The organism is Fibrobacter sp. UWS1, assembly GCF_002300445.1.
GTDB classification, from domain to species: Bacteria; Fibrobacterota; Fibrobacteria; order Fibrobacterales; family Fibrobacteraceae; genus Hallerella; species Hallerella intestinalis.
In genome coordinates this window covers 881,093-905,226 of record NZ_NSGW01000002.1, presented here as the reverse complement: position 1 = coordinate 905,226, position 24,134 = coordinate 881,093, and the positions used below count along the sequence as shown (strand labels likewise).

Genomic DNA, 24,134 nt, shown 5'->3' with positions numbered 1-24,134 from the left:
AGCAACGCTAAATTCTTGAAAGAGACTCCGTGCAAACGGGGTCTTTTTTTGTACGGAAATAACGTAAAACTAAGTCCGCTTCTTTTTGAGGGAAACCAAAACGACGGAAGAAAGAATCAGAACGATTCCCACGAGAAGTCGCCACGAGAACTTTTCCCCAAAAACGAACACGCCGATGCACACGGCAGTCAAGGGTTCCAAAGCGCCCAGAATCGCCGTCGGCGTTGAACCGATGATTTTAAGCGACTTCACCGTCAAAACCAGGGACAGGAAAGTCGGCACGAATCCCAAAACCGCCGCCCAAAAAACGCCCATTCCATCGGGAAGCGGCTGCAAGGAATTTCCCGGCAAAAGCATCGAAAAAAGAAAGATAAATACGGCGCAACAGGAAAGTACGTACAAATTCAGTTTCAAAGCACCTGTCGACTTGGGCATCCGGGCGGCAACGATAATCGACACGGCATAAGAAATCGACGACAAAAGAACCAGAAGAATCCCTTTTACACTTAAAAAACCGCCGTCGCCGCGCGTCAAGAAGACGACTCCTGCAAAGGAAAGCGTAATAGCAAATCCGGTTTTTGCCGTCAATTTTTCACGAAAGAAAAAGTGCATCAAAATCGCGACCAGAATCGGATATACAAACAAAAGCGTCGAAGCGGTCCCTGCATCCATATACAAAAAAGAAGAAAACAGTGAAAAAGAGGATACCGCAAACAAAAATCCCAAGAATACTGCCGGCAAGATATTTTCCCGCGGAAAGCGCAAAGATTTTCGCATAACGCCCAACGCCAGCAGCACAAACAAAACGGCAAAAGCAAACCGGTAAAAAAGTACGGAAACGGGCGAAAGCCCCGCGGCATACAAATGGAGGGCTCCCAACGGATTCGTCCCATAACAAATCGCAGCCAATGCGCCATAAGCGACACCAAGATGATCTCTTTTCATTTCGCCGCCAAAAATAGCTAATCCGTTCCCTTTTAATAAAGCTACCGATAAAATTCCCTAGACGAATTTTTGAATGGGACAGGGGAAGCGATGACCTACCGCTTTTCAAAACCAAATCAGCAAGAAATCATTTTTCCGAATTTCCCTACTTCCAACTTTCAACCAATCCCTAACCATGGTTCGACAGACGGTCCCTGAGCTTCGGTTAGTGAGCTTGTCGAACTAGTCGAAAGGCTCTAGCCGCTAGCAGCTGATCACTGTCCGCTGAATACTAGCCACTAAATAACCCCAAAGCCATTTTTAAAAGCGGACATAAACCATTTTCGCAAACAGAAATATATATTAAGGAAAACTTTTAAAGAGGACTTTATGGGTAACATCGCCATTCTGGGCATCATCATCGCCGTCATCATCGGACTCATCATCTTGGCTTTTGTCGCCAAATTTTTTAATCTCTGGCTCCAGGCGTTATTTTCCAAAGCCGGGGTCAGCATGTTCCAGCTGATTGGCATGCGACTCCGCAAAGTGCCCCCCAAAATCATCGTCGATGCCCGCATTCTCAGTTGCAAAGCCGGAATGCCGGTCGATACGAATCTGCTCGAAGCGCATTACATGTCGGGAGGAAATGTTCTCCGCGTCATCCAGGCTCTCATCGCCGCCAACAAAGCGAACATCAAACTGGATTTCAAGCAAGCCGCAGCAATCGACCTTGCCGGTCGCAACGTTCTCGAAGCCGTGCAGATGTCCGTCAATCCCAAAGTGATTGAAACTCCCCGGGTCAGCGCAGTCGCCCTCGACGGCATTCAGCTGCACGCCGTCGCCCGAATTACCGTGCGCGCAAGCATCCAGAAACTGGTCGGCGGAGCCGGCGAAGAAACCGTCGTCGCCCGTGTCGGCGAAGGAATCGTTTCCTCTATCGGCGGAGCAAAAAGCCACAAGGACGTCTTGGAAAATCCGAACATGATTTCCCAAAAAGTCCTCGCTTCGGGGCTTGACGCGGGAACCGCTTTTGAAATTCTTTCTATTGACATCGCCGACGTCGATGTCGGCCAAAATATCGGAGCGCGCCTGGAAACAGACCGAGCCGAAGCGGACAAGAAAATCGCCCAGGCAAAAGCGGAAGAACGCCGCGCCATGGCGACCGCTGCCGAACAGGAAATGAAAGCCAAAGTGATGGAAATGCGCGCCAAGCTGGTGGAAAGCGAAGCACAAGTTCCCATGGCCATGTCGGACGCTCTCCGTTCCGGTCGTCTCGGTGTAATGGATTATTACAATATGAAAAACATCCAGGCCGATACGCAAATGCGCACGCAACTCGTCACGGGCGAAAATTCCCAGCCGAATCAACCCAACCCGTAAAGATTCCCCATGGAAGGACTCCTTTTCTTTCTCGTCATTGTGGCTCTGCAAGTCGGTGCGACGTGGATTAAAAAGCGCGCCGAACAAAAAAGCCGCCCCGTGCCGCCCCCGAGCAGGAATACGATGACGAGAGCGAGTACGGAAACGACGAGGACGATTTTCCCGACGAAGACGATATGGAGCCGGAAGAGGATTTGCCACCGACGCCTCCCGATCCTTTGCAAGAGTTAATCCGCAAATTCCGAGAAGAACAGGCAAAGCAAGCGGGCAACATCGCTCCGCAGCCCCAAAAGGTTGTCAAAAAGCCGGAACCCATTCCGGAACCGAAACCCGCCGAGGAAATTCCTGTTCCCAATCCGTTTCAAAATGCGGCGAAACTCTATGCGGAAGAATCCCCCGTCGAAATCGCCCATTTCAACGACAATTCCGAAGCTCTGGAAACGAAAATTCCAACCAGCCAGAAGGAGATTCCCAAGTTTGCGTTCAACAGGCAAGAAGCCCGCAAAGGTTTTCTTTGGGCAAACGTTCTAAACGATCCCCGATTCAAAAGACCTTTTGCCGGTTTCCGTTTCCGCTGATTTAGCGAAATTTCCAAGATCTCCATACAGAAAAAAAGTGGCCGATACGAAGTATCCGCCACTTGCCATTTTAAAGGGAAAAACGCTTTTCCGATTCGCCCGCTTTAATCCGCACAATTCGCTTTCTGGTGCAGCGAGAATTCCCCGTTACACCAAGATAAGCCGTTTTCGCGATTCTTATAATTCTCCAGCGGAAGCTGCAAGCTCCATTTGGAATCCACCGCAAAAGGAGAAATTCCCGCATAAGCTCCCGTCGTATCTGCCGTTACCGTTTTTTCGCTCACATAGAACAGAGAATCTATGGTCAATTCACCACAGCGCAGAGCGATAGAACCCTTTGTGCCTGGCATAGAAAGCTTTACCGGAATATCCCTGCCTGGCATCGAATCGTTTCCAAAGATCAAGAATGCATCCGGTGGAAGCAATACCGTCTCCGGAATTTCTACCATGGACTTAAAGGAAGAACTGCTCGTCGCCCACAAGGAGCATCCCTGCAAATCCAAAGTGTCCAAAGAAGCGTTGTAGTATTCCACAAATTCATCCTTGCCTTCGGTCATGAATTCCGTGATAGTCAAATCGCCCGCCTTGGGCGCACGCAATTTCGAAGGCAAAAAGGCCGTCGCCGAAAAAGTGGAAAGCGAATCCGATTTTATTGAAAGCGAAACATCGGCATGCAGGGAGTTCAGTTCCCAATTCAAAGCGAAATTTTCGCCGTCGATCAGCACTTGCGAATCCATCTGGTAAAGGAGTTCCCCCGAAGACGAAAGCAATTCCAAGTGCACATCGTAAGTTTGCCCAATCACAAGCATTCCCGTAGAAACCGTCGCCGCTTCCGCTGTAAAGGAAAGCGGGTACGACTGAGAATCCTTGCCAGAGAGAAGCGAAAGCTCTCCCGAAGCGATGTCCATCGGATTGGTAAGCCCCAGAGGAATCCGCACAAATAAAAAGCCCGCCACCGCACGCATGGATATGGAGATATTGACTTCTTCCCCTGCCGAAAGTTCCGCTGCGACTTCGCCTTGTTGCACCAATAGGCCGTTGGCGTAATACTTGGCATAGAAATTCCAGCTTCCCGGATTCAGCAGCTTATCCACGCTGGTTTCCAAATCGCCCAGAACCACATGAAAAGTATCCGGGCCGACCAAGTCCAAAACCAGACTGTCCGTCAGCGGAAGACTTTTACAGACCGCATCCAAATGCACGGATGTTTTGAGGGGATTCGGCCCTTCCGTTTTTTCGCTCTGGGAGCAGCCCGCCATACAAATAGCGAACAGGGAAAGGGTGAACAGGATTTTTTGTAAACGACTATCTCTCATTTTTAGCCTCCTTTGGTTTAATGAGAGATCTCATAGGGTATAACGTTTCTTGGGCGCAAAATTGCTACTTTATTTTTGAAAAAAATTATTAACACCTTGAAGGCAATCGATGAAAAAGCTAACCCTGTCCGAAAACAACAAAAAAATCGCCGGCGTCTGCGGAGGAATCGGCGAATACTTCAACATCGACCCCACCATCGTCCGCATTTTATGGATAGCGGGAATTTTCCTTTCCTTGGGAACGGGAGTGCTCGCCTATCTGCTCTGCTGGTTTTTGATTCCCAATCCGGACTGACACTCCGATTCAAAATATTCAATCGTTTTACGCAGGCCTTCTTCCAGCTGAACCCGGGGTTCCCAACCGTTCAAGGCCTTTTGCGCACGGCGAATATCCGGCTTGCGCTTTTTAGGATCGTCCCCGGGCAGGCTCATATACGCGATTTTGCTTTTGCTGCCCGTCAGTTCAATAATTTTTTGGGCGAGTTCCAGCATGGTGAACTCGTGCGGATTTCCGACATTCACCGGACCGATGCAATCGTCCTGATCCATCATCCGGACAAAAGCTTCTATCAAATCGCTGACATAACAAAAACTGCGCGTCTGCTCGCCCGAACCGTAAATGGTGATGTCCTCGCCCTTTAACGCCTGCACAATGAAATTGCTGACAACCCGACCGTCATTCGGGAGCATTCTCGGGCCATAAGTGTTAAAGATGCGCACAATGCGAATATCGACACGGTTCTGCCGATGGTAATCCATAAAAAGGGTTTCCGCCACGCGCTTGCCTTCATCATAGCAGCTGCGAATGCCGATGGGATTCACGTTGCCCCAGTAATCTTCCGTTTGCGGGTGCACTTCCGGATCGCCATAGACCTCGCTGGTTGAAGCCTGCAAAATCCGGGCATGAACACGCTTGGCAAGCCCGAGCATATTGATTGCGCCCATCACGCTGGTCTTGATGGTTTTGACCGGATTATACTGGTAATGGATAGGACTTGCCGGACAAGCCAAATTATAAATGCGATCCACTTCCAAAAGAATCGGTTCCGTCACATCGTGACGGATGAGTTCAAAACGGCGATTGTCACGCAGGTGATTGACATTGGCAAGACGCCCTGTAAAATAATTGTCCAGACAGATGACTTCATGGCCATCATCCAACAGACGCTCACAAAGGTGACTGCCCAAAAATCCGGCACCGCCCGTTACTAAACAACGCATATCGACTCCACGCAGAAATTACACACAAAGGCCATTCTTTAGTATTTCTCGTAACGAGAATACCCCCCCCCGTATCCCCCGTAATACCCGTACCCATAACCGCGTTCTCTCATACAAGAGTTCATTACAAGGGCGATCTGGCCGTTCAAGTAACGTTTTAACCGTTTCAGCATTTCCTGAATTTCTTCCATGCTGTGCGTGTTGTACTTGATTACGAACAAAACCAGACTTGCCAGATTCGCCATCAGTTCGGCATCCGTCGCCAAAGCGACCGGCGGCGTGTCAATGAGAACCACGTCGTACTTTTCACGGGCTTCCGCCACCAGATTGGCAAAAGCCTGTCCGCGGAGCAATTCGCTAGCCGTGACGTTGAGAATGCCCGTACTCAACACATAAAGATTTTCCACATTGTCGTAGAGAGTGACCATCGAGTCCAGAGATTCCTTGCCCAAGAGGACTTCGACAAGGCCTTTCCGCCGCTTGCGAATGAGCTTTCCCCTGCGCATATCCGCATCGATAAGCAGGACCTTTTTCCCGGCGTTTGCCATAGCCGCAGCAAAATTCAAAGAGATAAAGCTTTTGCCGATGCCCTTGTCAATGCCCGTCACCATAATCACGTTGTTCGTTTTGGAAAGCATTCCAAATTCCACCGCCGTCAAAAGCGAACGGATATTTTCACTTGCAGGGTCGTCCGGATCTTCCAGCACAAGAATCGGATTTCCCTCGCCGGAACGCCGACGGTTGGTGAGAACGCGGCTGAATGTTCTGGGAATTTTAGCCAGGACGACTTCCCCCGTTTCCCGTTCCAGTTCCACAGAGCTGCGCACGCCGCGCGGCGAGAGCGCCCGCAAAAAGAAAATGATCAGAACGCCCAAAACAAATCCTCCCGCCACAGAACCCAACACAATCATCGTCTTTTTAGGCTTGGACGGTTTCGTTTCCACCTGCGCATAATCCACAATACGCACATTGCCAATCGCCCCTGCGCGCACGACCCGGAACTGCTGAATTTTATTCAACATATCCAGATAGACCGTATTGTTCACCGAAAGGTCCGCCTGCAAGCGCAAAATTTCCTGCTGGGTCTTGGGCATTTTTTCGGCATTCTTTTTCAGGCGGTTTAATTCGTTTTGAATGCGTTGTTGCTGCGCAACGATCGTCTGCACATTGGGATGCTCTTCAGTAAAAAGCCGAACAAGGCGTTGGCGTTCCGCACCCAGTTCCAGCAACTGTTTTTGCAAATTCGTTTCTTTTTCCAAAAGGGCGTGGGTTTCCCCCGTCATATCGACGGAACCGACCTGAAAACGGTAATCCGCAAGAACCTTTTCCGAAGTGTCAAGCTTCGCCTTGACCGCCGGCAGTTGCTCTTCCAAAAACGCCAGCGTTTTTTCGGCTTCGGCGCTTCGCATTTCTACGTTTTGCCGAAAGTAGGCGTTCGCCACCGCATTCAAAATGGCCGCAGCCCGATCCGGATAGCGATGGCTGAAATTCATGGTCAGAATGCCCGTCTTTTTGCCCTTCTCGGCAATTTCCAATCCGGTCGCCAAAGCCCGCGCCACATTCAACGGCGAACTCTGGGCGAGCGCAAATTCTTCGCCAGCTTCGGCCCGCAACAAACTAACACGAATTGCCAACGTATCGCCCGCATAAGGAGCCACGAGCAGCTTGCGCACCTCACCCCGGAGGACTTGCTTTTCTTCGGGATCCAGAACCGCGAAAGAATCCGGGGAAAGCACGACCGCTTTCCATTCTTCGGTTCGAGCAAACTCCGGAATGTAAAGGGAGTCCAAATCCATGCGGCCTTCGCGATGCAGCAGGCGGTTCATTTTCCCAATCGGAGTCGCCGAGTAGCAGAGCTTTTCCTGCTCCACGACGTCATTCAGCACCATGCGGCTTTTTATCAGTTCGATTTCCGCATCCGCAGGGCTCGACGATTCCAGCAGAGCGCCCATATCGCCCAAGGCCTTTGCCGAAGCACTGCCCGAAACATCGATTTGCAACAGGGCGTCGCTCGTGTATTGCGGACGAATCCAATAAGCGGCAAGCACGCCGACAACCGCTCCCAAAATAAGGCAGAACAGCAGAAAGAATTTTTTTCCCCACAAAATTCCGCAAACTTCGAGAATCGAAATCTCGTCGTCTTTGGGTGCAGCCGAAACCGGCGCGTTCATCGTATTTTCATTTTCTGCCATATTTATCCTCTATATCCTTTGGGATTTTTTTTCTGCCAGTTCCAGGCATCGCGGCACATTTCTTCCAAGCCGAATTCGGCTTTCCAGCCCAATTCCCGAAAAGCCTTTTCCGGATTGCAAAAACAGGTCGCAATATCGCCCGCGCGCCGCGGCTTTATGCAATAAGGAACCCGGACTCCATTCGCTTTTTCAAACGCGTGGACCACATCCAAAACCGAATAGCCGCGTCCCGTGCCCAGATTGTAAACGGCGAGCCCGCAACGGCGTTCAATCGCCTGCAAAGCGCAGACATGGCCCGCCGCCAAATCGCACACGTGAATATAATCCCGCACGCCCGTGCCATCCGGAGTATCGTAATCGTTTCCAAAAACGCCCAGTTCCTTGCGCAAGCCGACAGCGGTCTGCGTGATGTAGGGCATCAAATTGTTCGGGATTCCATTCGGGTCCTCGCCAATAAGACCGCTCGGATGCGCCCCTATCGGATTGAAATAACGGAGCAGGACCACGTTCCATTCCGGGTCGGCTTTTTGCACATCCGTCAGAACCTGTTCCAGCATGGACTTGGTATGCCCATAGGGATTCGTACAAATCCCCTTGGGACATTCTTCTGAAATGGGAATTTGCGCCGGATTGCCGTAAACCGTCGCAGAAGACGAAAAAATGAAATTCTTACAGCCATGAGCGCGGAGCGCTTTCAACAGAACAAAGACGGAGTTCATGTTGTTTTCATAATATTCCAACGGCTTCTGGACGGATTCCCCGACAGCTTTAAGGCCCGCAAAATGAATACAGGCGTCAAACCGGTATTTCTGGCAGACCCGTTCCATGGCGAGAGCGTCACGCGCATCCACCTTTTCAAATGCGATTTCTTTGCCTATGATTTTTGACACTCGGCGAAGCGCTTCTTCGTAGGAATTTACCAGATTATCGACAACGACAACGGAATGGCCCGCCTTGTCCAATTCAACAATCGTATGAGTTCCGATATAACCCGCACCGCCCGTGAGAAGAACCTGCATGATTTTTCCTTTTACGTCTGGAACAAATTTAACATTTTCCCCTCGGATTCGTGGAATCATCACGAACTCATGCGCTTTGGAATGTTCCCAAATCCCGTTTTGGCATCGTGCCATTTGCCGTCCCAGGCAAAAAACGGGTCGTGACATCCTTGCCGCTTTTCACAAACCACTCGCCGCTAACCGCTGATCTCTCACTTTCCTTCATCGCCAGCCGCAATACGAAACTCGGCAACTTTGCAGCCTTAGATTTTTTCGCAAGATGAATTTTTAGAGGAGACGGTCAGACTTCGTCGCTGTCCCGGTCTATTTTTTCTGCCCGATTTCCCCAAATCGCCACCAGACGCACGCCGTCCACCGTCAGATAGGGATCGTAAGTGTCGATAATCTTCGTATGCCCCAGAATCATGCGCCCCCAGCCTCCCGTTGCAAAAACGGGCATATCCTCTTTGCCTAGTTCCGATTTGATTTTAAAAACCAGCGCTTCCAATTCGGCGATAAATCCAAAAAGAAGCCCAGCTCGAATCGCATCGTCCGTATTATTTGCCACAACGCGCGCCGGCCATTCAATGCTTACCGGCGTCAAACGCGCCGCCTTCTCGGTCAGCACATCCATGCTCGCGCTAATTCCCGGGATAATGAGACCGCCAGCGAAGCCTCCTTGATACAGGACATCGAATGTCGTCGCCGTTCCCATGTCGATCACAATCGCATTTTGCAAGCCCCGATTTTTCAAAGCGATGACATTGCACAGGCGATCCGCCCCCAAAGAAGCCGGATTCGCATAAGCTATCGGGCAATCCAGACAATTTTTGGAACTCACCACCTGAACGGGCTTTTTCAAGAGCTTTTGCAAAGCCTTGATCCACGGGCGTTCGAGCACAGGAACCACCGTCGAAAGCCCCACATAGGAAATTTCTTCGGTGTTGATTTGTGAAAATCGGATAAGCCCGCCGACACGATTCATCACCTCGTCGCTCGTCGTTTCTTTGCGGGTGGTAAGGCGCCAATGGTCCACAATTTTTTCGCCTGCGTAAATCGCCAGAACCGTGTGCGTATTGCCCACATCGACGACAAAGGTGAAAACTTCTGCCTGCTTTTTCATCAATTTCGCCAGCCTAAATCCGCATGGAAATATCCAGAGCCTTGACGCTGTGCGTTAAAGCGCCGACCGAAATAAAATCCAGCCCGAGAGTCGCGATTTCTTTTGCGCGCTCTAGAGTCATGTTGCCCGAACCTTCGACCAAAACCTTGTCGCCGCTTTCCCGGATGATCCGAAGCGCTGCCGCCATCATTTCGTTCGACATATTGTCGAGCATAATCACATCGACGCCCTTGTGCAAAAGTTTTTTCAGGTCTTCGAGATTTTCGACTTCCATTTCGACCATCAGATTCTGCACATTGTTCTTTTTGACCACTTCCAACGCTTCCAGCACGCCGCCACACGCCGCAATGTGGTTGTCCTTCACCAGAACCATGTCGAAAAGCCCCATGCGATGATTGCTGCCTCCGCCGACGCGAACTGCATACTTCTGCATCGTGCGGAATCCCGGAATCGTTTTACGCGTATCGAGGACCTTCGTCTTGCCGACCTTGAGCACTTCCTGAAAGCGGTGTGCAACCGTCGCCACTCCGGAAAGCTGCTGGATAAAATTGAGCAAAGTCCGTTCGCCGGTGAGCAAATCACGCGTACCGCCGTCGAGTTCCGCAATCAAGTCGCCTTTTTGGACAAAGTCCCCATCCTGATGGTGGAACGTCACCTGCACATCGGCCTTCAGCTCTTTAAAAACGAGTTCGATAACCGGAAGTCCCGCAATCACGCCGTCTTCCTTGGCTATCAGGCGCGCGTGTTCCTTTTGCTCTGCAGGAATGGTCCAGAGGCTTGTCACATCTCCCGAATGCACGTCTTCGGCAAGCGCCAAGCGAATCATCGTGAGCGCATCTTCTGTGGGGAAAACCGGTTTTGAATTGTCACCATACATAAGTTTTGTTCCGAGTTAAGAGTTGTGGTTAAAAAATTGTAGATTCTGCTTTCTGGAAATAATAAGGAGGTGGCATTTTTCTTGATTTTGAAAATCACGGAATCTCCTCCTTTTTTAATAAGGCCTAAAGAATCTTTTTTCGGCCTACCAAGCAAAAGATCAACGGTAATCAAACTTTGCTCTAACAGAATATCAAATTGAGAAACTATTGGATTTCTTGTATGTTCAATCTTGTTGAGCATAAATTGTTCTTTTCCATTTTCAATTTTTCTTGAATTCACTTCTATCCAAAAAGTTTCATGATGTTTCGTCAATAATTGTTGATGAAGAGTTTGAAGTCGCCAGACAGCTACATCGGAAATTTTCTTAAAATCATTTCCTAGAATTTCATCTTCTTCAATTTCTAAAAGAGCGTCCAAGTAGTTTACATTTAAACGTAAATTTTGTGAATTAGGATATTTACTATAAAGTGTATTTCGATATGATTTTATTCCGTTTGAATTATAGCCATATTTTTCAACGATCTCAGCAGCACTCTTTAGTTTACTGATATCCCAATCTGGAACTTTACAAAAAAGATTCTTTTTGATATTAGGCCTTGCGTCGCGAAAACTTTTTAATTCAATTCCTTTGTAATCGGGCAATTGAGACGCGTTCATTGATATGCCGAGTAAGGATTCAATTTTTCGACCGATGGCCGTATCCGCACTCAAATCAGTATCAATCCATTCATTTCTAAATTTAAAAAGTTTATGCAACAATTCAATGGAAATAGAATCCCTAATTTCCGACAGACCGAATACCAGCTCTTGTAAAGGATTTACTTCACTTGTTTCGCAAAATTTTTGAATATCTATTTTCGTTAAATCAACAACATGCAATTGATTTGGCGATTGTGCAATTATAGCATAAATATCATTTGGCTCAGAAAAATCCTTTAATTTATAAATCCACAGTCTTGGGTCTCCCTCTTTTGTCTCTGGACGATAAAAAGATGTTCTTGTTTCGATGGCTTTGATTCCAGTATGGATCACTGTAGGTTTAGAAACCTTAAAATCCTGTCCTTTTTTTTGCAACCCATAATCATGAATACGATGTTCTCGCAAATAAGTTCTCATAGGGGCAGTTGCATCTAAGATGGATTTGTGGAGTCCTGTTGCCGTAACTTGCACCTGCGTAAAATCAACATTAAGATTCACCAAATATTCAATATTTCTCTTTTCAAATTCATTAAAAGAACGCATGTGAATCATTTTCATTCCTTTACTGAATCATTTCTAAAATTTTGTTCCCAATTGCTTTAGCCATAAGCGGTGGCACTGCGTTTCCCACCAATGTGTATTGGGGAATTTCGGATTTACGCTTTGTGCCACCTGTTTGACGTTTCCCTTGAAAAACAAACGAGTCATCAAAAGATTGGAGTCGAGCCATTTCCCGAACAGTCATTGCACGATGTCTGGAATAATGCACAAAGTCATCGGACATGGTAACGACGGTAGGGCTTTGAGATTCAGGATTCAAAAGCGTGTAATTTCTTTTATTGGTTTCCAGATTTTTCTTCTTCAATTCTTCTTTGCAAGCATCTGTATAACCCTGATGTTTTGCAATGATTTTTAGCCTCTTTTGGACTTCTTCATTTTGCAAGCTGGTTTGGTGGTTAAACAATTCTTGTTCCTGAAAAGATTTTGGATTTTCCAAATCCCCTTCACTTTTTACATAAAATGGTTTTCTATCGAAAACAAAACGATGACCTAAACGCCCTTCTTTAGACCATTCAGCATAAAGCTTTTTTTCGCCTTTTTCGTTTTTGCATCCCGAGACAGTTCTTTCCAAAAGCAGTTTATCTAATTTTGGATTTTTCTTAACAGGCAGATAATCTGTTTTGGTTTCTCCATTTCCAATAAAATCCAAATCCCACAAAGCCTCGTAAACGGTGACTCGTTCCTCTTTGGAGACAGTAGGTGGAATTTCGGTTATCAGTTGTTGGTCATTTCTGCATCCGATAAAAAGAACTCGCTCCCGATTTTGCGGGACTCCATAATTTGCAGCCTGTACGACAATGGGCTTATGGATTCTATAAAGCCGCACTTTATTTAAAATGTCGTCATACTCCTTTTCCGATTTGTCTTGACAAGCGTAATCACGGATAAAGGCAAAACATTCATCCAGGCTCATAGCATACAAATAAAGCATCGAAATAAACGAAGAAACCTCTGATGTCTGCTTTTCAAATTCTTTTAATTTTTTCATTGCTTCTATAATTTTATCTATGATAAAATCATCTTCAATGACGGCGATAAAAGAATTCATGGAATCCACAAAACAGTCGTTGTCCATATCGCACAAGGTTTTTTCTTGAATGACAGATGCTTTTAATTTTTGACGTTCATTTATATGTTTCAAAAACTGTATTCCATGCCTTATGGTGGCAATGTCTCGACTGGATTTGCTGATTTGATAATCGATTCCCCGTGTCAGTCGTTTGAACATCTCCTCTATGGGAACAAAGAAATTTCCTGCTAAATTTTCAATGTCCGGACTTTCATCTACTTCTAAATGTATTTTCGCCAAAATACACTTTCTCTCGAAAGGAGATGCTGCACGACAAAGCATTTTATCAAGATAATCGTAAAGCAAATTTATTTTCTTTGAATCAATTATCGACAAGATTTGTCGCATGATTTCTTCTTTAAACTTACCATTATCTTTGGTAAGGATCCCCTTCACGTTCTCCATCACGAAATATTTGGGACGAATCTCACGAATGACTTTCAGATAGTGCTCAAACAAGTTGTCTCGTTTGTCGTATTTTCGACGTCTTCCAGAAAGGCTAAAGGATTGGCAACTGGGACCACCAGTGATAACATCTATCTGCTTACCTCCAATTTTCTTTTTCAAATTTTTCAAAAAAGAATCCGACATGATGTCTTCGCAAAGGAATTCCGTATTCAATCCGAGAACTTCATTGTAACGAACTTTATGAGTCAATTCACAATTAGAATTAATATCACTCGCTAGAACAAAATCAAAGTATTTTTCATCCGTATAGGATTGCAAAAAGCCTTCGCTAATTCCACCTGCTCCCGCAAACAAATCCAAGAAAGTGACAGGTTCCTTTCCTTTTAAAAAGGATTTTTTTTCGCTCATGCTATTGCGCCCCTTTGCCGGTGAGCACAACATAAATCGTTCGGAACAGGATTTGCAAGTCGAGAAGCAGCGACATATTTTCGTAGTAATACATATCGTATTCCAGCTTCTTTTGCACATCTTCAATGCTCGTGTCGTAATGATAGCGCACCTGCGCCCAGCCCGTAAGCCCCGGCTTCATTTTCAAGCGTCCAATGTAGAACGGGATCTGTTCCCGCAATTTTTCAATGAAAACAGCCCGCTCCGGGCGAGGTCCCACCATGCTCATATCGCCTTTGAGCACGCACAAAAGCTGCGGCAATTCGTCAATGCGCATCTTGCGCAAAAGCCGACCGACCCGGGTGATGCGCGGGTCATTTTTTGTCGCCCACTGCGCCCCGTTCTTTTCGGCGTCCGTCCGCATCGTCCGGAATTTGCGCACCATGAACCGCTTTCCGTAAAGCCCGACACGCTCTTGCGAATAGAAGACGGGTCCCTTGGAATCCAGTTTGACGGCTATCGCGGCAACAAGCATAATGGGCAGGGTCAAAAGCAAAAGCAGCGCCGCGATGACAATGTCCATCAGACGTTTTATCTGCACTTGCCAAGGAGGCATGGTAAAGGCAAAAAGCTCCTGCAATTCAAAGCCGTGCACAAGATTCGTCTTATAATGCCCGCTAATGACGTTGTAAAGTCCGGGAATCACATAAATATGCAAAGGCAAATCCCGCACCCAGGCGAGCACCCGGGTGACCTCTTGCAAAGACGAGCTGTCGTGCGAAATGACGATGCCCGAGATTTTACATTTTTTGACAATGCTTGACAAATCGGCATATTTGCCGAGAACGGGAAATCCGGCAAATTCGTGGGGCATCACCTGAAAATGCTCATCCAAAAATCCCAGGACTTTTTGTCCGCGTTCGGGAGACTTGGCAAACGCTTTGGCGATTTTTTTCCCGGCTTCCGTTGCGCCCAAAACCAGCAAGCGATTCGCGCCAAAGCCTTTCCGCAAAAGGATTCGCAAGAACAAAGCGATTCCCATACGGATGCAGGCCACTCCGAAGAAAATCACTACGCCATACAGCAGAATCCACCAAAAGCGGGAGCCGTAAGTATAATTTCCCCAAAGGGGCGCGCCCCGCGTCAGCCGACCGATGAATTCAAAGCCGAACAGCCCCAGAAGAATCGCCACCGTTCCAATAAAAGCTGTCCGAGCGACATACAAGACCTGCAACGTCCGGGAAAGCAACAGCCAGGAGCGGTAAAGCCCGGTCAGCGCAAACAGGGAAAGCCATCCGAAAGCGGATGCGAATCCCACCCGGGTATATTCCGACAGCATTTTGGACGGATCAAATTTATCGACCACCCAGCCGCTGTGAAACTGCACCCAGAAGGCGGCGACAAAGCACAGGTAAACCGCCAGGGCGTCACCTAAAAGGTGCAATACGAATTCGAGTTTATTTCCCCGAAGCATGGCGGCCTTATTTCAAAAAGCGAATCATCTGGCTTTTTTCCGCAATGGAAGACAGCGAATCGATAGCCTCGAGCGCCGCCAGAATTTTGCTTTCCTTGCAGCGTTCCGAAACCACGACAATGCTCACTTTGCCCGGATCTTTCACGTCTTTCTGGATGATGGATTCAATCGAGATGTTGTTCTGGCTGAAAATGCCCGTGATGCTTGCCAAAACGCCGCAGGAATCCTTGGTCGTAAAGCGCAAATAATAGCGGGAATAGGTTTCATCCACCGGGATGAGCGTCGCCGGATTTTCCTTGGTGAACCAGCCCATCGGGAGCGGCTTGCGAGAACCGACATCCGTCGAACGAGCGAGCGACACCAAATCGGCAACGACCGCACTGGCAGTCGGCAAACGACCCGCGCCGGCCCCCGTCTGCAAAGTCTGCCCCAAATTGTCGCACTGCAAATAGACAGCATTCAATACGCCATCGACGCTTGCCAAAAGATGGTCGTTCGGTACAAGGCACGGATGCACCCGAGCATCGACAGAGCCGTCCGCACCCCGGCCATAAATACCGAGCAACTTGATTTTATAGCCGAGTTCCTTGGCGTTCAAAATGTCTTCCGCCGTTATCTTGGAAACGCCCGTCACATGGATTTTTTCAAAATCCACATATTTGCCGCTGCAAAGACTTGCGAGAATCGCCGTTTTGTGCGCCGAATCAATTCCTTCGATGTCAAATGTCGGATTGCGTTCGGCAAAACCGTTCTCCTGCGCTTCCTGCAAAGCGCTTTCAAAGGAAAGTCCGCTTTCGCCCATGCGGGAAAGGATGTAATTGCACGTTCCATTGATAATGCAGCTCAAGTGCTCCACTTCACTGCCGACAAAACCTTCCTGAATGCTGCGAATAATCGGGATTCCGCCGCCGACCGCCGCTTCAAACAGGACATGGCTGCCGTTCTTCTCGGCGAGCGGGAAAATTTCATGGCCGTATTTGGCAATCATCGCCTTATTCGCCGTCACCACGTGCTTCTTGTTTTCCAAAGCCGCCAGAATCCACTTGCGGGGCATTTCATAGCCGCCGGCGAGTTCGATAATCACATCGATAGACGGGTCGGCAATCATCTGCATCGCATCGGTCGTCGTCGTGTAGCCCTTGGCCTTGTATGGCGCCACTTCCTCGTCGCTCTTGGCACAGATGCAAGCGAGTTCCAAATTCACGTTCAATTTTTCGCGGTACTGCGAAGCTTTCGATTCGATAATTTCAACGACACCGCCACCAATAGTTCCAGTGCCAATGAGTCCTATGCGCATAAGCATCTCCATTTAAATTTTTCCGCCTAAAATTTAGAAAATCATAAATTATATTTGTTATGTGAATTACGATTTTACACAATCCAAGCCGGAGGAGCTGCTTTCTCCAAAAGATATCGGGAATGTGGTGTTCCCCGCCCACTTCTTCAAAGCTCGCCTGCGCGAAGAATTTTTGCGCACGAACCGGAACCAGCATCCCTTTCTGTATTTTAAAATCGTCACTCGGCAATTCGATTTGGTCGGATTCAGCAAATTCGACTCTTCATTTGTCCAAGCCTGGAAAATCGCCGTCTTGACGGTCCTTACGGAAACCAAATTCACCGACGTCATCGGCTATCTGAACAATCCGGACGGACTCGGCGTCATCCTTATCGACTCCAACCTGCACACGCTGGAACGCCTGCGCCGAAAAATGCTCATCAACATCAAAAAAGCGGGACTCATTTCCGTCCTGCGCAAAAAGCTCAAGCAGCCCGTTTTTCAAGTCAGCATTTACACGGGGCTTCCCGAAAAGCTCGATCAGGAGTTGGACCATTCCATTGCGCTCACCAACAAGCGGAACAACGGATTCTTCTCGCTGAAGAGGCTTTTCTATTCCGATATTTTAAACCAGACCAATCGGAATATGGAACGGGTCAAGATTGCGCTCAAGCGGACTTTCGACTTTTTTTCGTCCCTTTGCGCCATAGTCCTCCTTTCCCCGCTCCTGCTGGCGTGCGCCGCCATCGTGAAAATCAGCGACCCGAAAGGCCCGGTGATTTTTAAACAGACCCGAGTCGGCAAAAACGGCAATCTGTTCACCATGTATAAATTCCGCAGCATGTATATCGATGCCGAGGAACGCAAAAAAGAACTGGAAAAATTCAACGAGTCCAGCGGCCCGACGTTCAAAATGAAAAACGACCCCCGGATTTACCCGATGGGACGCATTCTCCGCAAATTCAGCCTGGACGAACTGCCGCAGCTTTTCAACATCTTGGCTGGCGACATGTCCGTTGTGGGCCCCCGCCCGCCGCTTCCGTCCGAAGTCAAGGAATACCTTCCCTGGCACAAGATGCGGCTTTCCGTAACGCCGGGCCTGACGTGCTTCTGGCAGGTCAGCGGGCGCAGCGACATCGGCTTTGAAGAATGGATGCGCCTGGACAACAAGTATGTGCGCCATGGAAACTTCGGCACCGACATCCAACTGATCGCCAAAACGTTCAAGGCGATTTTTAAAAGCGACGGCGCATACTAGCCGCACCAAAGCAAAAACTTCGGTAAGAAAAAATCTAGCGATATCGAACATCGCCAGTTCGATGGAACAGTGGAAAGCGATCAGCAGCTAGTGGCTAGAATTTAAGGACATCATCCTTTTACAACCGAGATTCTGGCAACCGACTTCTCCCGGTCTTTCCGCACGCTTCCGAAAACCTAAATGCCAAAGCTTTGCCAAAATCTAAGACAACCTTAAAAGATCCGCGGCACGATGCGTCGCGCCTTGCTGCCAATTTTTGAAAATAGCCGCAAGACTAATCTTTGATGCAACGAATGGAATAGGCTTCATCCCCAATGCGACCCGCAATTTCTTGACTCATGTAATCATTCCCCGCATAAAAGAAAAATAAATAGGGATGACTCTTGCACCTTGCGGACGAACATGTTGCGGACGAACATGGTGCGGACGATGTCCAAAAGTATGCCGAACCATATTCGCAAGCGGAGTAATTCGCAACACTCTCATTTCCAGAAGCGCGCCCAATGGCTACTGCATAAAATCGACATATATATCCTGAAGGTTTTACACAAAAGCCATAATCATCCGAACAATCAAAGGATTCGGGAATACTGCTAGAGGCTGGATCATTACAACCAATATCAAGCCATCCTGATGTTGATTTTAAGGCTTTGCCCGCTTGCTCAAGACCTCCGACAAATTCGACTAAATCCTCAACTTCCAGCTTACTTGGCAAATGAAAGCCTAAAGGACAAATTCCACGAAGAGATTCTTGATACTCACACGAATCACTACTGTAAGAGCATCCTTTGATTTTGCCATCAAAAATTCCAACACCATCCACCGCTGCGCTAAACATATACAATCTGCCAAATTTTTTACATTTTTCAGAATCGTTGTTATAGCAAAAACTGGTAGAGTCTTGATCATAGCCAGGCTCAAGGTAGGCGTAATTCAAATTTTCCGCCATCCATGTCTGCGCCCCGATGACAACTGTCCTGTATTCTTGGCTGTCTCGCAAGTCAAGCAAGCGATTTTCTTCCGGATAGTAGATGCTGCTGTCTTTCAGCACCTTGCTTTTCTGCACATAACTTGACGAGGACGATATCTCCGACGAACTCGATATTTCAATATCCATAGAGCTCGAATAGAGTTCTTCCGACGAGCTGGACGAACAGGAAACGACAACTGGTGTACTGGAGGAAATGCCGACAGAGGATGATGAGCCTGTTTCCGTTTCAGACGAAAAAGTTTCATCAGAAGAGTAGTAGGAAGGGCCATCGTTACCGCAAGCATTCAATAGGACACCAAAGCCCAGTAGCATCATGAATTTTTGACATAACGGAATAAAATTTCGCATAAGCCTTCCTCACTTTATATACGAAATGCTCAAGATTCGAACGCCACCATGTTCAATATCGCCAACTTTCCTGTATATAACGTGCACCCGTCCTGAACCATTATATGCGGATAACGCAAAAGAACCTGCAACAGTCATCGAAAGCGGTCCAGCAAAATTATCGTCATTCACAAGGAAAAATTTTGTAGCCGGACTCTCCTTTGAAACAGTATGTTCCACCCCATTTTCATCAATATAATTCAGCATAATAGTTGTTGTGAATTTGGAGGATTTAAACAAATTAGAGCAACTTGAATCCGTCCCCAAATAAAAAAACATAGCGTTATATTGAGCGCCAATATCCACCCCTAATTTGCAAACATATCCCTGCATATCACATATCTGGGGATGTCCACTTTCTGTCGAAGTGTAACAGGATTCTTCTGCGCAAACGATTCCGCACAGAAAAGCAACGATGAATATCATCTTCTTCATATTTCAATCCTCCTTTTAGTGAATTCCAAACAACATCGAATAAGGAATTTTCTCGATTTTACTTATGCTAAATCCATAGCCCACATTTGAGTCATTATCGCTTTCCAATGTAACGTATAATTTAGCAGAATTTATCTTCAATCTCTTTCCGGCCAACTGGTTCCATCGATACTTTCCTATAATGTTTTCATTTTCATCTTGCAATAAAATGTAATCTCCCAATCCGACATAGGTTTGCTCGGAAAAAGTGACATAATTCGCCAAATTATTTCCAAGCGTATAACTGCACCTTAAAGAACTTTGCGGACGATATGGATGCAGCAGTTCGCAGCCAATCTGTCCTTCCGCATTTTCTAGCGGCAAATCACTAACAATAGACGCGACTTGAGAAAATCCATCTTCGCTATTTCCTTCTTGGACTTTTGCCCTAACGGCAACAATCCACATTCCCCGTTCAGGCAAATCAACATCTATCACTTCAACGTTATTCAAATGGTCAAAACATATCGGATTTAAACTCTTGCCATCTCCGCAGTCATTAAAAGCGGTTTGCGACAATTCGGAAAGTGAAATTTTTTCAAGCCCATTTGAACAATTTTCATCAAGAGGCTTTCCATCTATAGTTTCGATTGACAACGGCTTTAATCTCCATGGAAAATAATATTTTCCGCCAGGAGAAATCAAATACAAATCCAAATCATTTTGTAGTTTTTTTTCAAAACATTTTTTTTGAGTTCCAGGAGCATCGTCCCAGGTCAATGTTACCCTCAAACGCTCTATATGCTTATTTACATTTAAGACCCATCTTTTTTCTATGGCATCCTCAATTTCAAATTCCTGAAATTTTCTAAACTCCATTTTATAAGAATCATAAGAATCAAACATTTTTAAAGCCTTTTCCGCATTAACTTTACCCCAACCGGTAACAAAATCCGGTCCCTTCCCATAAACCACAGGCATTTTCTGCCCAGTTGTAGCAAAAACATCATGCGCAATCGAACGACCAAAGCCAATCTCATCAACCATATCATCTGCCGTGTGGATAAGAATCGCCTTAGAAGTGGAATTACGCAAGGAATGGGAATAAGTTTCATCACCCGTCTTATCCATATAAGCTTGATTCATCAACGCAACTATTCCGCTGACATAGGGAGCCGACATGGACGTTCCCGAAGACTCATCATAACAAGTTCCCCCATTTTTTTCATCGCAAGGCACACTGGACACAATGCCTATATCCATCAAATCAAAATCTAATCGGAAAAACTTGGAAACAATACTTTCATGATCCCATATAAACGAAATTTCAAAGTATTCATCATTAACTCCCGAAATATCCTTTTCATAAGATTGTGCAATATACGACATCGGAAGACTGTAAAAATCATCAGCACTGGCAAGATAAATTTTCCCTTTGATTGCATTTGAATATATTTGCCTGGTTTTCTCGGACAATCGCATACGCACTTCAAAAGTATCTCCCTGTTGAACATGGAATGGAGTAGAGGCGAATGTTTGGTAAGGCCAATTGATGTAATTGGAAGCGGGGATGAATCCCGCATTTATCCATTTTAACGCACGACCATGCGTTGCATTTTCATCACGAACCGATTCAATCGATGTAGTCGCAAATTCAGCCTGCGTATTAAGAATATTTTCATTTTCGCCAAAGTAAAGATTTATATAGGGAGTCGATTCATTTTTATGAGTTATTTTCAAATAGTCGAGATAGGCGACAAAAGGAGAATTCTGAGAATAGAATACTTGCAACCCACTACCAGGAGCCATTATATCTGGCTTTATACGTCCGTCCCATGTAGGACCCAAACTTGACGTCGTATTGGGAATTCCGGTACGGCTTGCATAATTTCCAACAACAATTCCATTTTTTGTATCAAACCCAATCGAATGGAATCCCAAGCCATATCCGTTCGAATCCACTTTTGCATGCACTTCATCGTAGTGGCCCTCTGCAAAATTACCTGCACTAGCCACAAATGTTTTTGGCCTAGAATCAACCGAATCATCTTTCCAGTTATTAAAAATATTTTTCTCCGTTCCTTGTTCCTTATACGTTCCGGTATGAGAATGGTTAACAACATGCCCTCTTTGGTTAAAAGTTGTCATACCTTGCGAATAAAATTTTACTTTGGGAGCAATTCCTCTATACTTATGCCCAGGAGAACCTTTTCCATTCCCCCCAATAATGCCAGCCACATGGGTAGCATGATAAGCCTGCGTTCCATATTTTCCATTTTCAAGCTGCTTTTCTTCCGGAAAAGCATTTCTAGGTGTTTTCACACCATTTATCCATTCATTTAATCCATCATGATCATAATAAATTCCCGTATCATAAACCCCTACGACAATATTTTCTCCCGTATATTTTTTATTCGCCAGCCATAAAGAAGTTACGCTGTCGTTGAATCCTGAAAAATCCACATTCCAATTACTCTGTTGTAAAGATTCAATATTCACGGATTTTCGCCCAATATTATTATCGACAAATTCCCGATGAACTATATCGATAGATTGAACGTCGCGGTTCACTTGCAAACAAGCAAGAGAATTTTTTGTATTTTCCGAAATGATGATATAATTATCAATAGCGGCATTTTCCCCTCCGCAAGATTCCACAATATTCCGACAATTTTCCAAAGCAACGTCATCCCAACAATGGGTTTTTGCAAATACCGTTGACCGCTCAACCGAAACCCAGCGACATTGCCCCAGTGAATCACATTCTTGACGCCATTCCGTCCAATCATATGATCTATATTGGATATTCAAGGCGGTCGAATCATCCACACCGAATGAGTTGTAGAAGCCGTATACAAGCGAATCGATTAATTTTTTTCTTATATCGAAATTTGACTTCAAAAGAATTAAGGATTTTTCGCCCTTTGCTGCGGCCAAAAGCTTAACAACTCCCGCTTGCCTTAATAAAAAGGCTTCTTTTTTGTTCAGCGGCATATCTTTTATCATCCAGAAACGCCCCGCCTTTTGTATTTCGGAAGAATTTCCGTCATAGGGCATTATCGCATAATTGCCGTTTCGGTCATTCCATAGTTCTACATCCGCATTGCTTTCCCCCGTCAAAGGGTCATTACCCCAGAGCAGATTATGCCCAACATCATAAACCGTAAAGAAATAATTAGGTTCTACAATGTGCTCATTTTTTTGAAAACTCCAATCATTTTCCGAGTTCCAAGCCCCCCAATCTTTTTTATAAATACGGAAATTTATATGGATTGAGCCTTTCGCATACAAAATGGCATTGATCTTTAATTTAATCAAAGTATGCCTTCCAATAGAGCTTACCATTGCCGTTACAGGATACAACCATGTTGAATAATCTACTGTTGCATAAAGCATCGTATCCATAGGGATTTCTCCCCAATTTACAGATGTACAATTTTCATTTTCCGAGTTATTTTTACAATACTGTATATTTGAATTTTCCGCATAATATCGAATTTCAGGGTTAAATATAGCGTTTGACGAAATATTTCTTAACGTTAGACGATATTCAACCCAATTCCATTCCGTTTGATGCCTTTCACTCAACAATTGGACAGGAACCATACGGCACCAAGCAATGCATACCGTACTCGCCATCAAAAACAAGATAAAACGCAACATTCCTACTTTCATCCACTCATAAATATAATCTGTTTTTTTAATTACCTTCACATTTTGTTGCTTTTCATAAAAACTGACAACGTCTATGCGTTTTCACAGGCACCTTTCTTCTTGAGCGAAAACAAAAACAGTTCCTTTTTCAAAAAAGAACTGGAAAAATTCAACGAGTCCAGCGGCCCGACGTTCAAAATGAAAAACGACCCCCGGATTTACCCGATGGGACGCATTCTCCGCAAATTCAGCCTGGACGAACTGCCGCAGCTTTTCAACATCTTGGCTGGCGACATGTCCGTTGTGGGTCCCCGCCCGCCGCTTCCTTCCGAAGTTAAGGAATACCTTCCCTGGCACAAGATGCGGCTTTCCGTAACGCCGGGCCTGACGTGCTTCTGGCAGGTCAGCGGGCGCAGCGACATCGGCTTTGAAGAATGGATGCGCCTGGACAACAAGTATGTGCGCCACGGGAACTTCGGCACCGACATCCAACTGATCGCCAAAACGTTCAAGGCGATTTTTAAAAGCGACGGCGCATACTAGCGAAGTCGCTTTCATCAAAAATTCGGTTTGACGCTATGCCAAATTTGGCATAGCGTTTTTCATTCATCCGGCTTACATCAAGCCCGGAATTTTAAGCCCCGAAGTCAATTCATCCATGCTGGCTTTGGACGTTTCATCCTTTTTCTTGGTCGCCGAATTGACCGCCGCCATCACCAAATCCTCAAGGGCTTCCACGTCGTCTTTGTCCACAGCGTCCGGGTGGATTTTGATGGACGTCATGATTCCCTGCCCATTCATCACCACTTTCACCATGCCGCCACCCGCTTCCGCTTCAAAGCTCTGCGTCTGGAGTTCGCTTTGTGCGCGAATCATTTTCGACTGCATTTTCTGCAAGTCCTTCAACATTTTCTGCATATTCATAATGTGTCCTTCCTTTTTTTG

20 protein-coding genes are annotated in these 24,134 nt (G+C 46.4%); 5 read left to right on the top strand and 15 right to left on the bottom strand.

The window, feature by feature from the left end; translation table 11 throughout:
• Positions 1-69 precede the first annotated feature (69 nt).
• Positions 70-945, bottom strand: coding sequence for a DMT family transporter (locus BGX14_RS14175; RefSeq protein ID WP_073304931.1), 876 nt, complete (start codon positions 943-945; stop codon positions 70-72).
• Positions 946-1,314: 369 nt separating this feature from the next.
• Here BGX14_RS14175 and floA point away from each other — a divergent pair, with 369 nt between their 5' ends.
• Both floA and BGX14_RS14165 read left to right on the top strand, forming a co-directional pair.
• Positions 1,315-2,304, top strand: a complete 990-nt coding sequence (gene floA / locus BGX14_RS14170; RefSeq protein ID WP_073304929.1) for a flotillin-like protein FloA — start codon at positions 1,315-1,317, stop codon at positions 2,302-2,304.
• A 176-nt stretch (positions 2,305-2,480) separates the two neighbouring features.
• Positions 2,481-2,882 (top strand): hypothetical protein, encoded by a 402-nt coding sequence (locus BGX14_RS14165; RefSeq protein WP_095880230.1) that lies wholly within the window; start codon positions 2,481-2,483, stop codon positions 2,880-2,882.
• A 104-nt stretch (positions 2,883-2,986) separates the two neighbouring features.
• On the opposite strand, the gene BGX14_RS14160 is transcribed toward BGX14_RS14165, so the two are convergent.
• Positions 2,987-4,198 carry a lamin tail domain-containing protein gene (locus tag BGX14_RS14160; protein WP_143394274.1) on the bottom strand — a complete coding sequence of 404 codons (1,212 nt, stop codon included), beginning with the start codon at positions 4,196-4,198 and terminating at the stop codon, positions 2,987-2,989.
• 109 nt (positions 4,199-4,307) lie between these two features.
• Here BGX14_RS14160 and BGX14_RS14155 point away from each other — a divergent pair, with 109 nt between their 5' ends.
• On the top strand, positions 4,308-4,493 hold the full coding sequence (locus tag BGX14_RS14155; RefSeq protein ID WP_073304924.1) for a PspC domain-containing protein: 186 nt from the start codon (positions 4,308-4,310) through the stop codon (positions 4,491-4,493).
• Here the strand turns inward: BGX14_RS14155 and BGX14_RS14150 are convergent.
• The 9 genes from BGX14_RS14150 to BGX14_RS14110 all read right to left on the bottom strand — a co-directional run bounded on the left by BGX14_RS14150 (position 4,454) and on the right by BGX14_RS14110 (position 16,506).
• Positions 4,454-5,419, bottom strand: coding sequence for a UDP-glucuronic acid decarboxylase family protein (locus BGX14_RS14150; protein ID WP_073304922.1), 966 nt, complete (start codon positions 5,417-5,419; stop codon positions 4,454-4,456). The two genes, BGX14_RS14155 and BGX14_RS14150, sit on opposite strands and share 40 nt — an antisense overlap.
• 38 nt (positions 5,420-5,457) lie before the next feature.
• Positions 5,458-7,611 carry a polysaccharide biosynthesis tyrosine autokinase gene (locus tag BGX14_RS14145; protein WP_095880228.1) on the bottom strand — a complete coding sequence of 718 codons (2,154 nt, stop codon included), beginning with the start codon at positions 7,609-7,611 and terminating at the stop codon, positions 5,458-5,460.
• Between the two features lie 2 nt (positions 7,612-7,613).
• Entirely contained in the window at positions 7,614-8,630 is a 1,017-nt protein-coding gene (galE, locus tag BGX14_RS14140; RefSeq protein WP_095880382.1) for a UDP-glucose 4-epimerase GalE, read from the bottom strand.
• A 280-nt stretch (positions 8,631-8,910) separates the two neighbouring features.
• The gene (locus BGX14_RS14135; protein ID WP_073304920.1) at positions 8,911-9,732 is read right to left on the bottom strand and encodes a type III pantothenate kinase; all 822 of its coding nucleotides are present in this window, start codon (positions 9,730-9,732) and stop codon (positions 8,911-8,913) included.
• A 13-nt stretch (positions 9,733-9,745) separates the two neighbouring features.
• Positions 9,746-10,609: a carboxylating nicotinate-nucleotide diphosphorylase gene (nadC, locus tag BGX14_RS14130; protein ID WP_095880227.1), complete on the bottom strand. Its 864-nt coding sequence runs from the start codon at positions 10,607-10,609 to the stop codon at positions 9,746-9,748.
• Positions 10,555-11,862: an MvaI/BcnI family restriction endonuclease gene (locus BGX14_RS14125; RefSeq protein ID WP_158223343.1), complete on the bottom strand. Its 1,308-nt coding sequence runs from the start codon at positions 11,860-11,862 to the stop codon at positions 10,555-10,557. Before BGX14_RS14125 ends, nadC begins: the two co-directional genes overlap by 55 nt.
• A gap of 10 nt (positions 11,863-11,872) precedes the next feature.
• The gene (locus BGX14_RS14120) at positions 11,873-13,756 is read right to left on the bottom strand and encodes a DNA cytosine methyltransferase (protein ID WP_158223342.1); all 1,884 of its coding nucleotides are present in this window, start codon (positions 13,754-13,756) and stop codon (positions 11,873-11,875) included.
• Between the two features lies 1 nt (position 13,757).
• Positions 13,758-15,209, bottom strand: a complete 1,452-nt coding sequence (locus BGX14_RS14115; protein ID WP_095880224.1) for a sugar transferase — start codon at positions 15,207-15,209, stop codon at positions 13,758-13,760.
• A 7-nt stretch (positions 15,210-15,216) separates the two neighbouring features.
• Positions 15,217-16,506 (bottom strand): homoserine dehydrogenase, encoded by a 1,290-nt coding sequence (locus BGX14_RS14110; protein WP_233126564.1) that lies wholly within the window; start codon positions 16,504-16,506, stop codon positions 15,217-15,219.
• Between the two features lie 61 nt (positions 16,507-16,567).
• Between BGX14_RS14110 and BGX14_RS14105 the strand changes: the two genes are divergently transcribed.
• Complete coding sequence (locus tag BGX14_RS14105; RefSeq protein ID WP_073304913.1) at positions 16,568-17,743, top strand: sugar transferase; 1,176 nt, start codon at positions 16,568-16,570, stop codon at positions 17,741-17,743.
• 274 nt (positions 17,744-18,017) lie between these two features.
• On the opposite strand, the gene BGX14_RS14100 is transcribed toward BGX14_RS14105, so the two are convergent.
• The 3 genes from BGX14_RS14100 to BGX14_RS14090 are packed head-to-tail and all read right to left on the bottom strand — an operon-like array spanning position 18,018 to position 23,249.
• Positions 18,018-19,082, bottom strand: coding sequence for an FISUMP domain-containing protein (locus BGX14_RS14100; protein ID WP_095880223.1), 1,065 nt, complete (start codon positions 19,080-19,082; stop codon positions 18,018-18,020).
• 9 nt (positions 19,083-19,091) lie between these two features.
• Complete coding sequence (locus BGX14_RS14095; protein ID WP_073304909.1) at positions 19,092-19,556, bottom strand: hypothetical protein; 465 nt, start codon at positions 19,554-19,556, stop codon at positions 19,092-19,094.
• Positions 19,557-19,571: 15 nt separating this feature from the next.
• Complete coding sequence (locus BGX14_RS14090) at positions 19,572-23,249, bottom strand: S8 family serine peptidase (protein ID WP_095880222.1); 3,678 nt, start codon at positions 23,247-23,249, stop codon at positions 19,572-19,574.
• A gap of 60 nt (positions 23,250-23,309) precedes the next feature.
• On the opposite strand from BGX14_RS14090, the gene BGX14_RS14085 reads away from it, so the two are divergent.
• A complete protein-coding gene (locus tag BGX14_RS14085; RefSeq protein WP_233126563.1) occupies positions 23,310-23,732 on the top strand; it encodes a sugar transferase in 423 nt (140 codons plus the stop codon).
• A gap of 72 nt (positions 23,733-23,804) precedes the next feature.
• On the opposite strand, the gene BGX14_RS14080 is transcribed toward BGX14_RS14085, so the two are convergent.
• Positions 23,805-24,113 (bottom strand): YbaB/EbfC family nucleoid-associated protein, encoded by a 309-nt coding sequence (locus BGX14_RS14080; protein WP_073304901.1) that lies wholly within the window; start codon positions 24,111-24,113, stop codon positions 23,805-23,807.
• Between the last annotated feature and the right edge of the window lie 21 nt (positions 24,114-24,134).